At 75.5% G+C, this 10,422-nt stretch carries 14 protein-coding genes; 4 read left to right on the forward strand and 10 right to left on the reverse strand.

From position 1 onward, the window contains the following. Window positions 1-636: a flavodoxin family protein gene (locus ABL57_RS06355; RefSeq protein WP_047802612.1), complete on the reverse strand. Its 636-nt coding sequence runs from the start codon at window positions 634-636 to the stop codon at window positions 1-3. A 162-nt stretch (window positions 637-798) separates the two neighbouring features. Between ABL57_RS06355 and ABL57_RS06360 the strand changes: the two genes are divergently transcribed. After that, complete coding sequence (locus ABL57_RS06360; RefSeq protein ID WP_047802613.1) at window positions 799-1,284, forward strand: pyridoxamine 5'-phosphate oxidase family protein; 486 nt, start codon at window positions 799-801, stop codon at window positions 1,282-1,284. Between the two features lie 113 nt (window positions 1,285-1,397). Beyond that, complete coding sequence (locus tag ABL57_RS06365; protein WP_047802614.1) at window positions 1,398-1,580, forward strand: PspC domain-containing protein; 183 nt, start codon at window positions 1,398-1,400, stop codon at window positions 1,578-1,580. Between the two features lie 95 nt (window positions 1,581-1,675). Here the strand turns inward: ABL57_RS06365 and ABL57_RS06370 are convergent, their stop codons facing one another. The 4 genes from ABL57_RS06370 to ABL57_RS06385 are packed head-to-tail and all read right to left on the reverse strand — an operon-like array spanning window position 1,676 to window position 4,028. Then, complete coding sequence (locus ABL57_RS06370) at window positions 1,676-2,272, reverse strand: biotin transporter BioY (protein ID WP_047802615.1); 597 nt, start codon at window positions 2,270-2,272, stop codon at window positions 1,676-1,678. A 30-nt stretch (window positions 2,273-2,302) separates the two neighbouring features. Beyond that, the gene (locus ABL57_RS06375) at window positions 2,303-2,932 is read right to left on the reverse strand and encodes an energy-coupling factor transporter transmembrane protein EcfT (RefSeq protein WP_047802616.1); all 630 of its coding nucleotides are present in this window, start codon (window positions 2,930-2,932) and stop codon (window positions 2,303-2,305) included. Continuing rightward, a complete protein-coding gene (locus ABL57_RS06380) occupies window positions 2,929-3,699 on the reverse strand; it encodes an energy-coupling factor ABC transporter ATP-binding protein (protein WP_238985991.1) in 771 nt (256 codons plus the stop codon). Before ABL57_RS06380 ends, ABL57_RS06375 begins: the two co-directional genes overlap by 4 nt. Window positions 3,700-3,707: 8 nt before the next feature. Further along, window positions 3,708-4,028, reverse strand: coding sequence for a CHY zinc finger protein (locus ABL57_RS06385; RefSeq protein ID WP_047802617.1), 321 nt, complete (start codon window positions 4,026-4,028; stop codon window positions 3,708-3,710). Between the two features lie 215 nt (window positions 4,029-4,243). On the opposite strand from ABL57_RS06385, the gene ABL57_RS06390 reads away from it, so the two are divergent. Then, the gene (locus ABL57_RS06390) at window positions 4,244-5,275 is read left to right on the forward strand and encodes an LCP family protein (RefSeq protein ID WP_053004788.1); all 1,032 of its coding nucleotides are present in this window, start codon (window positions 4,244-4,246) and stop codon (window positions 5,273-5,275) included. 12 nt (window positions 5,276-5,287) lie between these two features. Here the strand turns inward: ABL57_RS06390 and ABL57_RS06395 are convergent, their stop codons facing one another. From ABL57_RS06395 to ABL57_RS06410, 4 genes are read right to left on the reverse strand one after another with little or no spacing between them, the layout of a single operon-like run. Next, window positions 5,288-6,385: an FAD-binding oxidoreductase gene (locus ABL57_RS06395; protein WP_082157270.1), complete on the reverse strand. Its 1,098-nt coding sequence runs from the start codon at window positions 6,383-6,385 to the stop codon at window positions 5,288-5,290. Between the two features lie 39 nt (window positions 6,386-6,424). Then, window positions 6,425-6,631 carry a hypothetical protein gene (locus ABL57_RS06400; RefSeq protein ID WP_047802618.1) on the reverse strand — a complete coding sequence of 69 codons (207 nt, stop codon included), beginning with the start codon at window positions 6,629-6,631 and terminating at the stop codon, window positions 6,425-6,427. Window positions 6,632-6,676: 45 nt separating this feature from the next. Continuing rightward, window positions 6,677-7,597 carry a DMT family transporter gene (locus ABL57_RS06405; RefSeq protein ID WP_047802619.1) on the reverse strand — a complete coding sequence of 307 codons (921 nt, stop codon included), beginning with the start codon at window positions 7,595-7,597 and terminating at the stop codon, window positions 6,677-6,679. Between the two features lie 33 nt (window positions 7,598-7,630). Continuing rightward, window positions 7,631-8,503 (reverse strand): N-acetylglucosamine kinase, encoded by an 873-nt coding sequence (locus ABL57_RS06410; RefSeq protein WP_047802620.1) that lies wholly within the window; start codon window positions 8,501-8,503, stop codon window positions 7,631-7,633. Between the two features lie 277 nt (window positions 8,504-8,780). Here ABL57_RS06410 and ABL57_RS06415 point away from each other — a divergent pair, with 277 nt between their 5' ends. After that, on the forward strand, window positions 8,781-9,920 hold the full coding sequence (locus tag ABL57_RS06415) for an FAD-dependent oxidoreductase (RefSeq protein WP_047802621.1): 1,140 nt from the start codon (window positions 8,781-8,783) through the stop codon (window positions 9,918-9,920). 27 nt (window positions 9,921-9,947) lie between these two features. On the opposite strand, the gene ABL57_RS06420 is transcribed toward ABL57_RS06415, so the two are convergent. Next, window positions 9,948-10,422: dienelactone hydrolase family protein (locus tag ABL57_RS06420; protein ID WP_047802622.1), on the reverse strand; the 475-nt coding region annotated here is incomplete at its 5' end.

Consider the following 10,422-nt stretch of genomic DNA (forward strand, 5'->3'; position numbering starts at 1 on the left):
CTACCGGCCGGACCGGCCGCTGCCGCTGTCGTCGGCCGGATAGGGCTCGGCGCGCAGCAGGCGCGCGAGGTGGGCGGCGTTGCGGGCGGCCCCGGCCGTGGTGGCCGCGACCTTCTCCGGCACCTCGTCCAGGTCCTGGTAGTCCACGGTGTGCATGGCCTCGCCCACCCAGTAGGTCCCGGCCTGGGCCGGGACGGTGAACCCGACGTCGCTGAGGGCCTGCGTCATGTCGGCGATCGTCTTGTGCGCGCCGTCCTCGTTGCCGACCACGGCCACGATCGCGGTCTTGTCGTACATGATCGGCCGGCCCTGGTCGTCGGTCTCGGCGAGGTCGGCGTCGAGGCGCTCGATCACCCGCTGGGCGACGCTGCAGGGGTGGCCCATCCAGATGGGGGTGGCGAGCACCAGGATGTCCGCGTCCAGGACCTGCTGCCGCAGGGCCGGCCACTCGTCCCCGGAACCCATGTCCACCTGGACCCCCGGCTTCACGTCGTGGTCGACCACCCGCACGGAGGAGGTGGTCACCCCGTGCTGCTCGAGCGCCTCCAGCACGTGGCGTGCCATCAGCTCGCTGCTGGACGGGGCCGGTGACGGGGTCAGGGTGCAGACGAGGGCGACGGCGGAGAGCTGGGGCATGGGAGGGTCCTTCCGGGCAGGTGCGGGCATCGGTGCGGTCTCCCTGCCCAACCTACTCCGTCGCTCCCCGCAGGGGCGGCCCCTCGTGCGATCCGCCCGGGGTTCGTAGACTGGCCGTTCGCGCCGCGGAACCGCGGTGGTCGACGAGAGAAGGGCATCCCCATGACCGATCAGCACGACGGCGCCGCCAAGGTGCGCGAGCTCATCCGGAAGACCCGCATCGCCATGCTCACCCACGCCGACGAGCACGGCAACCTCATCTCCAAGCCGATGGCCACGCAGGACGTGGACTTCGACGGCACCGTGTACTTCATCGCCGAGCGCACCTCGGACCAGGTGCAGGACCTCCAGCAGCGGCCCTCCGTCAACGTCGCCTACGCCGGCGAGGGCGCCTGGGTCTCGCTCACCGGGACCGCGCTGGTGCTCAACGACGTGGACAAGCTCAAGGAGCTGTGGGACAGCTTCACCGGCTCGTGGCTGGAGGGCGGGCCCGAGAACCCGGACAACGTCCTCATCGAGGTCACCGGCCGTTCCGCCGAGTACTGGGACACCCCCGGCGGGGGCAAGGTCACCCAGGTGGCCAACCTGGTCAAGGCCAAGGTCACCGGGGACACCGTCAAGGGCGACAAGGGCGTCGTCGACCTCTGACGCCTCCGCCGTCCGCTCCGCCGTCCGCTCCGCCGTCCGCTCCGCCGGCCGCTCGGCCGGAGCGGACGGCTCCGGCCCGGGCGTGTCCGGCGGTGCGAGCGTAGACTCCGGGCATGGCTACCACACTGGTCCGTCCCCGCAACGGCAAGCTCCTCGCCGGCGTCTGCGCGGCGCTGGCGAACCGCTTCGGTCTCCCGAAGTTCCTGGTGCGCCTCGGCTTCATCGTCTTCGGCCTCGTGGGCGTGGGGGAGCTGGTCTACATCGCGCTGTGGATCATCATTCCCAAGCAGACCTGAGACACCGCGGGCACCGCTCCGCGCGCCGTGGCGCCGCCACGGGGCGCCCCCGCGTCGCGGCCTCCGCACCTGCCCGCGCGCTCATTCCCGCGCGCTCACCGCGCCGCGGCCGGCACGCCGCCGAGCAGGCGGCGGTAGCTGCGGTGGACGTTGAGGGCCACGGCGGTGGCCACGACCGCCTTGAGCAGGTCGCCGGGGACGAACACGAGCGAGCCCAGCAGGGACGTGGACAGCGGCAGCCCGGCGACCACGGCCGTCCAGGGCACGCCGAAGGCGTAGACGACGCCGATCCCGCCCACGACCGTGCTGAGCAGGACGGCGGCGAAACGGGCCGCGGGCCGGGCCTGCCGCAGCGCCCAGTGCTGCACCAGGAGACCGATGACCAGGGCGGCCGGGATCCAGCCGAGCACGTAGCCGCCGGTCGGCCCCAGGAACACCCCGAGCCCGCCCCGGCCGCCGGCCAGCAGCGGCAGCCCGGCGAGCACGAGGACCTCCAGCACGACCACCGAGAGCATGCCGCGGACCGGGCCGAGCAGCGCGCCGGCGAGCATCACGCCGAGGGTCTGCAGGGTGATGGGCACGGGAACGATGCCCACGGTGATGGGCGGCACCAGGCCCAGGGCGGCGATCAGGGCGGCGAACACCGCCACGAGGACGGTGTTCTGGGTGGTCTGCGGGTTCTCGGCGGCCATGGGGATCCTTCGGGTGGGCGGGACGGGAGCTCAGTCGGACAGGGGAGGAGCGGGGCGCGGCTGCGGCGGGGCGGAGTCGTAGCACCGGGCGTCGATCGCGGCGGAGATCTCCTGGGCGGACTCCAGCGTGCGCACCAGCAGGGGCACCAGTACGGCCACCGGGCGGTGGTGCAGGCCGCGGGCGAACTGCGCTTCGCGGATCGCGAGGTACTGGGTGCGGATCTCGGGGATGAACCGGATCGTCATGGACAGGGCCAGACTGATCTGGGCCGGGTTCAGGCCCAGGCGCCGGGCCGGGCGCAGCAGCGCCTCGAACAGGGCCAGCATCTCGCTGAACGCGGTGCTCAGGGTGACGGCGTAGGCGAGGAAGCAGAGGCTGAGCAGCCGCAGGGCCGAGACCGCGGCGGCCTCCCAGCCGGTGGTCAGCACCAGGGTGACGGCGACGACCCCCACGACGAGGAACAGCCCGGCCAGCATGCGCGCCAGCCGCAGCAGCGGTGTGCGGGTCAGCAGCACCGCCGCCGCCGCGAGGACGAAGAAGCCGATCTGCGCCGCGAGCCCGGGCACCGCGTACAGGGCGATGCTGGCGAGGAAGAGCAGCGCGAACTTGGGCCCGGCCGGCACGGCGGCCAGCGGCCCGGCGGGGCGGGCGCCGGTCACGAGTCGCTGATCCGGCAGTAGAACTCGAGCGCCCGGCCGGGATCGCCGTCGAAGGCGATGCGGCCCTCGTGGACCACGAGGGCGCGGTCGTAGGCCTCGACCATGTCCAGGTCGTGGGTCACCACGATCGCCCGCTGGTCCAGGCCGTCGATCGTGGCCTGGAGCCGGCGGCGGTTGCGCCGGTCGAGCATGGTGGTGGGCTCGTCGAAGACGACGGTGGAGGGCTCCATCACCAGCACCGCGGCCAGGGCGACCATCTGCTTCTCCCCGCCGGAGAGCGTGTAGGACTCGCGGTCCCGCAGGTGGGCGATGTCCAGGCGATGCAGGACCGCGTCCACCCGGTCGGTGAGCTCGGTGCCGCGCAGCCCGAGGTTCTGCACGCCGAAGGCGATGTCCTCGGCCACCAGGGGCATCACGATCTGGTTCTCCGGGTGCTGGAACACGAACCCCACCTGGCGCCGGATCCGCTTGGCGTCCCGGGCGGTGCTCAGCCCGCCCACCCGCACCGTTCCGCGGGAGGGCAGCACCAGGGCGTTGAGCAGGCGCACGAGGGTGCTCTTGCCCGAGCCGTTGAGCCCGATCACGGCGATGCGGTGCTCGTCGAGGGTCAGGTCCACGTCCCGGAGGACGTCCCGGCCCTCCCGGGTGACGGTGACGTCCGTGAGCCGCAGCCCCGGGTGGGGGCCGGAGGGGCCCGGGGGCGCGGAGCGCTCTCCCCGGCGGCGCGGGCGGCCGGGGGCGGAGGGGGCGGGGCGGGGGATCGGCACGGTGCGGGTCAGTCCTCGAAGTACAGGGAGGCGTGCAGACGGCATCCCGGGTTGAAGCGCGCACCGCAGCGCGGGCAGCCGTCCGCGTCCCGGTACTCGCGCACGGTCAGCTCGTGGGCGCAGACCCCGCAGAGGACGGCCGCGGCGTCGCGCTCGGCGGCCGGCCACGGCACGGCCGGGTGCCCCGCGCTCTCCGCGTGGCACAGGTGGCAGGGATAGTACTCCTGGCAGCACCAGAACCGGATCGCGACGACGTCCAGCGCCGTGCGGTAGTGGATGCACCTCGTCTGGTCGTCGACCGTGCTCCCCAGGACTCTCGGCACGGTCACCTCTTCTGCTCGATCCTTGGTCCCTGACGCATCTGTGCTGCGCGCGTCCGGGCCGGGCCGGCTCGGACGCCGATGCCATTATCCCTGCTCGGGTTCGGCCTGCCCGTCCCGGCGCGTCCAGCCGGCACCCAGAGGGCTGTCCTACAGTTCGGGGCTGACGTCCTGTGCCCTCCTGGTGCGCCCCGACGCCATGCCCGAGCCGACGCAGGAGCCGCATGCCGACCTTTCCTCGTTCCCAGCCGTCCGCCCCGGCGCCGATGCACCGGTGGCGGCTGGTCGTGGCGCTCGCCGTCGCGCTCGTCCTGTTGGTGGCGGCCACGGTCTCGGCCACGGCCGTGCGCTTCGCCCGGCTGGCCGGGAACATCGACACGGTGGACCTGGTGCGGGAGGACGTCGCCGCGGTCGGCGGGGGCGGGGTCAACCTCCTCGTCGTCGGCTCGGACGCCCGGGACGACGACCCGGGGATGGGGGACCGTGCTGACTCCATGGTCCTGGTCCACCTGAGCGAGGACCGCTCCCGGATCGACGCCGTGCAGATCCCGCGCGACACCGTGCTGGACCTGCCCGCGTGCACCGAGGACCTCGGCTACGCGTTCTCCGGCTACTACGGCATGGTCAACGGTGCGCTGGGCGCCGGCCCGGGCTGCCTCGTGTCGGCGGTGGAGGCACTGAGCGGGGTGCGGCTCGACCACTTCCTCGAGCTGCGCTTCGAGGGCTTCGCCCGCGTCGTCGACGCGCTGGACGGTCTGCCCGTGGACCTGCCCGAGGCCATGTTCGACCCGAAGGCGGAGCTGGACCTGCCGGCCGGTGAGCAGGTGCTCGACGGGCAGCAGGCCCTGGCGTGGGCGCGGACGCGGGACAGCTTCCCGGAGGGCAGCGACATCGGGCGGATGGGCAACCAGCAGACGGTGATGTACACGATCGTGGACCGGGTCCGGGAGCGGAGGCTGGTCACGCATCCCGGCCGGGCGTACTCCTTCGCGGACGCCGTGACGTCCTCGGTGCGCGCCGACGCCGACCTCGCCGATCGCCGGACCCTCGTCCGGCTCGGGGCCGGCCTGGCGCGCGTTCCGCGGGAGAACATCAGCATCGCGACGATGCCGTGGGAACCGGACCTCTACGATCCCAACCGTGTGGTGCCCTCGGCGGCGGCGGAGGAGCTCTTCGCCGCCCTGGCCCGCGACGAGCCGGCTCCGGGTCCTGCTGATCCGGCCCCGCCGATCGGGGCGTCCGGCACGGTCTCGTGAGGCCGGCGGGTCTCAGCCGGTGGAACGGCCCAGCCGCTGCGCGTGGTGCAGGTCCCCGGGGACCGTGCCGGTCAGGGCGGTCTCGGCCAGCGCCTCGCCGAGGGCGGGGGCCTGCTTGAACAGGTTGTGCCCGGCCAGGGCGGTGAGCCCGTCCTCGGACCACACGCCCACGCCGTCGTCGCCCCAGGGCAGGCGGGTGACCCAGCAGTGCACGTGGTCCACCGGGGACGGGTCGAGCCCGGGCAGGGCCCGCCGCACATAGCCGACCGTGCGTTCGGCGAACGCGGCGAGCTGCCCGGGGTCGGCCAGGCTGCCGTCCGCGCGGGCGTCCGTGTCGGCGCTGAGGCCCACGGAGTAGTGCCGGCTGTCCGGGTACGGCGCGGCGTAGACCCCCGTCTCCCCGAACGCGCCGCTGCCGTCCTGGAACGTGGGCAGCCCGGCCGCCCCCGGCGGGTCCGGCACGGCGAAGGTCAGCCGGACGTGGGCGCCCAGGGCGACCGGCAGCCGGAGACCGGCCCCGTGCGCCAGCGGGGCGGTGCCCCGCCCGGCGCACAGGACCACGTGGTCGTGGTCCTCGCAGGTGGTGCCGGTGCGCACCTCCACCCGGCCGGGGCCGGTGCGCCGCACCGAGAGCACGTGCTCGTGCAGCATCGACTCCCGCAGCCGGTCCGTGAGGGCGCCCACGGCGGCCAGGGTGCGGATCGCCCCGCCCTCGGCGTCGAGCATGGCCGGCCCGGCCCAGGCGGCCAGCAGCGGCAGTCGCTCGCGCAGCTCCGCGGGCTCGAGCCGCCGGACGGGGATGTCCGGGAAGGCCTCCAGGGTGCGCAGCTTCTCGGCCACGCCGTCCCCGATGGCCACGGCCCCGTCCGGGGAGATCAGCTCCACGCCGAACTCCTGCTCCCAGGCCCGCCACAGAGCCCGGCTGCGGGCGACCAGCGCCACCAGTCGGGGGTCGTCGTGGGCGTGCCGGAAGATCCGGGACTGCCCGGCGGACTGGCCGCCGCCGGGCGGGCCGGACTCGTACAGGGTGACGTCGGCGCCCCGGGCGCGCAGGGCGTGGGCGGTGGCGAGGCCGACGATGCCCGCGCCCACCACGGCCACCCGGCTCATCGTGGTCCTCCGGAGGCTCTCAGGTGCCGTCGCGTGGGCTCAGCCGTCCTGCGCGGGATCGGTGCTCTCCCCGAGGATGTCGTCGAAGGCCTCGCGCACCGCCTGCCGGGTGGCCAGGCGCACGCTCGCGGCGCCCTGCTTGTCCGCGGTGTCCGCGTCGGCGATGTTCTGGCGTTCCTCGCGCTCCTGCTCCAGGGCGTGGTCGCGGGCGGAACGGATGCGGTCCATGATCTCGTTGGCTTCCATGGCCCCATCCCATCACGGGAACCCCCTGTTTGCACAGGGGGCTGATCATTCGGCGCGCGGCCGGGCCAGCTCGACGGGCCCGGTCACCGCGGGGGCCTCGGGTGTCCCGCTGCCCACCATGACCACGGCGCTGGCCGCCACGACCAGGCCCATGCCCAGCAGCTGCAGGGCGGTGAGCCCCTGGCCGAGCACCAGCAGCCCCGCCAGCGCCGCGACGGCGGGCTCCAGGCTGAGGAGGATCCCGAAGACCTTCGGCGGGATGGACCGCAGGGCCAGGAGCTCGAGCGAGTAGGGCACCACCGAGGACATCAGGGCGATCCCCACCCCGCCGGCGAGCACGCCCCACGTCAGGGCCGGGGCGTGGGCGGTGGCGACGCCCACGGGGGTGACCAGGACCGCGGCCACGACCAGCGCCACGGCGAGGCCGTCCAGCTGGTCGAAGTGCCGGCCCGCGGAGCGGCTGCCCAGGATGTAGGCCGCCCAGCCCACCCCTGCCAGCGCCGCCCAGGCGATGCCCACGAGGTCGAGCTCCGCCCACGGCACCGTGAGCGCCTGGGAGATCAGCACGACCCCGGCCAGCGCCGCGAGCACGGCGAGAACGTCCCGGCCGCGGCGGGAGAGCACCGCCGAGAGCGCGAGCGGGCCCAGGAACTCCACGGTCACCGCCACGCCCAGCGGCAGCGTGGCCAGGGACTGGTAGAACGCGAAGTTCATCCCGGCCAGCGCGGCCCCGAACAGCAGTCCGGCGCGCCAGGCCTCGCGGCTGCGTCCGCGCAGCCGCGGCCGGATGACGAGCAGCATGATCACGGCGCTGAGGAGCAGGCGCATCGTCACCGTGGCGGAGGCGCCGATCAGCGGGACGAGGACCGCGGCGAGGGCACCGCCGAACTGGACGGAGACGACGGCCGCCAGCACGTAGGCGGTCGGGCGCAGGCCGGGGCGGCGGGCAGGGGAGAGGGTGGTCACCCGTTCAGGGTAGGGCCCCGCCGCCGTCCCCGCTCACGGCCGGTCCGCCAGGCGCAGCGTGCCGTGCACGGGGGCGCGGTCGAGCACCCGCACCTCACCGAGCCCCCGCCGCGCGGCGGCCTCCCGGAGTCGCTCCCGCAGCAGCGGCTGGTGCACCGCGAGGCCGCCGCCGACCACCACCGGCCCGGACAGCGCCAGGCGCCGGGACACGGTCGCGGCGAGCTCCGCCAGGGCGTCCGCGGTGCGGTCCACCAGCCGCATCGCGTCCTCGTCCTGCGCGGCCGCCTCGAACGCCACCCGGGAGAGGCCCGCCCAGAACCCGCGCTCGGGGAGCGTGTGGAAGCGTTCGATGAGTCCGCCGGGCTGTGCGAGGCCGCAGCGGTCGAGGACCGCCCGGTCCAGGGCGTCGGGGGCCTGTCCGTCGTCGTGCCGGGCGAGCGCGCGGCGCACCAGCTCCCGGCCCATCCAGTAGCCGCTGCCCTCGTCGCCGAGCAGGTGGCCCCAGCCCCCGGCGCGGGCTTCCCGCCCGCCGGGCGCGGTCCCCCACGCGGCGGAGCCCGTGCCGGCGATGACCGCGATTCCCGTGCGGCAGCCTCCGGCGGCCAGCACGAGCCGGGTGTCGTGCACCACGACGACGCGGGCCCGGCCCGCGTGCGGGGCGATCAGCCCGCGCAGCGCCTCCGCGTCGGCCGCGGTGTCCACCCCGCCGGCGCCCGCCACCACGACGTCCGCGTCCGCGGCCCCCAGCTCGGCGAGGACCTGCGCCAGCACGGAGGCCGCCGCGTCACGGCTGACGTTCTGCACGTTCGCGCTGCCGCCGAACGCCTCCTGCGCCACCGTGCCGCCCTCGGCGCGCAGGCCGTGGGTCTTGGTGCCGCCGATGTCCAGGCCGATGAGGATGCTCATGGACCCATCCTGCCGGTCCCGCTTCCCGGGCGGGGCGTCCGCGGCGGTGCCCGGCGCGGTGCGTCGGCCCGGTGCGTCGTCGCCGGCCGCACCCCTGGCGGGAGCGCACCGGCGCGGTTGCCCGCGCAGGCGGCCGGCGGTCAGACTGTCACGGTCGTCCCGCGCTCCCGGCGCGGACCGGCGCGACGTCCCTGGCGGGCGTCCGGGCCGGGATGCCCGCACCGCGGCACGCCGGCCCGCCACGTCTCCTCGTCCGGCACGGTGAAAGGACCAGCCCATGACCTCGGCCCGGTACGTGGTGGTCGGCGCCGGCTTGATGGGCGCCGCCACCGCCTGGCAGCTGGCCGAGCGCGGCGAGGAGGTCGTGCTCGTGGAGCGTGACGTCCCGGCCGGCCCGCGGGGCTCCTCGCACGGGTCCGCCCGGATCTTCCGCTACGCCTACGCGGACCCCTTCTACGCGGAGCTCGTCGTCCGCTCCGAGCCCTGGTGGGCCCAGCTGGAGCGCGGGTCGGGGCGCCGGCTGATCGACCGGGTCGGCGGCGTGGACCACGGCCGGGGGCGGGAGCCCGAGCGCCTGGCCCGTGTCCTCGAGGCGGCCGGCGTGGCGCACGAGCTGCTCGGCCCGGCACGGGCCCGCTCCCGGTGGCCGCAGCTGACCGTCGAGACCCCGGTCCTGTACCAGCCGGGGGCCGGGGTGCTGGACGCCCAGGCGACCGTCGAGGCCATGGTGGAGCTCGCGGCGGCGGCCGGGGCGCAGCTGCGCACCGCCTGGCCGGTCCGGGGGATCGTCCGGACCGGCGCCGGGTTCACGGTCTCCGGCCCCCGCGGGGAGACGCTCGACGCCGGGCACGTGGTGGTCGCCGCGGGCGGCCACCTGCCCGACCTGCTGGGGGAGCTGCCCCTGCCGCCGGCGTTCCTGGCAGGCCTGCCGCGGCTGAGCGTGCGGCAGGAGAACGCCTTCCACTTCCCGTACCGGGACCCGGGGCAGCCCTGGCCCACCACGATCCACGAGGACGGGGGGAAGCCGGTCTACTCCCTGCCCGGCGGGCGGGACGCCGGCTGCCGCGGCCAGAAGGTCGCCGAGTACCACGGCGGGCGGCTCCTGCGCTCGGCGGCCGTGCAGGACGGCGTGGTCGACCCCGTCCACCGCGCCCGGGTGGTGGCCCACGTGCGGGCCCGCCTGCCGGGACTGGTCCCCGAGCCCTACGCCGAGGCCACGTGCCTGTTCACCAGCACCCCGGACGAGGAGTTCGTGCTGGACTCCGCCGGCGGGATCACCGTGGTCTCGCCCTGCTCGGGGCACGGGGGGAAGTTCGCGCCGCTGCTCGGGGCGATGGCCGCCGATCTCGCCACCGGGGCCGGCGGGGTCCCGGCCCGCTTCCGCCCGGGCACGGCCGCCCGCCGGCGCCGCGGCTGAACGGCGCCGCGGCTGAGCGGCGCCGGGTCACCCCGGCGCCGGGGCGTCCTCCCGCAGGTGCCGGTCGAAGAAGGCCGTGATCCGCCGCCGGGCGTCCTGGGTGGCGGGGTCGTCGTAGGCGGTGCGGCTGAACCGGCCCAGCACCCTCAGCAGGGGGGTGAGGTCGGCGGGGTCGTGGTCGTTCATGAAGCCGTGGCCCACCCCGGGGTAGATCCTGATGTCGTGCTCCACCCCGGTCTCGGTGAGGATGCCCTCCAGGCGGCGCCCGGCGTCCGCGCCCAGGGGCGAGCCGTCCGCGCCGCCGTAGCTGCCCACGATCGGGCAGGCCCGCGGCAGCCACCGCTCCGCTCCCTCGGGACAGCCGCCGTAGTTCGTGCTGGAGGCCGCGAAGCCGTGCTCCGCGGCCAGTGCGAGGGCGTAGCCGCCGCCCATGCAGAAGCCGATGACGCCGATCCGCCCGGTGCAGTCGGGGCGGGCGGCGAGCCAGCGGCGGGCCGCCTCC

Source organism: Kocuria sp. SM24M-10, from assembly GCF_001027955.1.
In the GTDB taxonomy this organism is placed as follows: domain Bacteria; phylum Actinomycetota; class Actinomycetes; order Actinomycetales; family Micrococcaceae; genus Kocuria; species Kocuria oceani.

Bases quoted from the DNA above. Each gene is read 5' to 3' on its own strand.
- ABL57_RS06355 (WP_047802612.1), bottom strand. From the start codon at position 636: ATGCCCCAGCTCTCCGCCGTCGCCCTCGTCTGCACCCTGACCCCGTCA.
- ABL57_RS06360 (WP_047802613.1), top strand. From the start codon at position 799: ATGACCGATCAGCACGACGGCGCCGCCAAGGTGCGCGAGCTCATCCGG.
- ABL57_RS06365 (WP_047802614.1), top strand. From the start codon at position 1,398: ATGGCTACCACACTGGTCCGTCCCCGCAACGGCAAGCTCCTCGCCGGC.
- ABL57_RS06370 (WP_047802615.1), bottom strand. From the start codon at position 2,272: ATGGCCGCCGAGAACCCGCAGACCACCCAGAACACCGTCCTCGTGGCG.
- ABL57_RS06390 (WP_053004788.1), top strand. From the start codon at position 4,244: ATGCCGACCTTTCCTCGTTCCCAGCCGTCCGCCCCGGCGCCGATGCAC.
- ABL57_RS06395 (WP_082157270.1), bottom strand. From the start codon at position 6,385: ATGAGCCGGGTGGCCGTGGTGGGCGCGGGCATCGTCGGCCTCGCCACC.
- ABL57_RS06400 (WP_047802618.1), bottom strand. From the start codon at position 6,631: ATGGAAGCCAACGAGATCATGGACCGCATCCGTTCCGCCCGCGACCAC.
- ABL57_RS06410 (WP_047802620.1), bottom strand. From the start codon at position 8,503: ATGAGCATCCTCATCGGCCTGGACATCGGCGGCACCAAGACCCACGGC.
- ABL57_RS06415 (WP_047802621.1), top strand. From the start codon at position 8,781: ATGACCTCGGCCCGGTACGTGGTGGTCGGCGCCGGCTTGATGGGCGCC.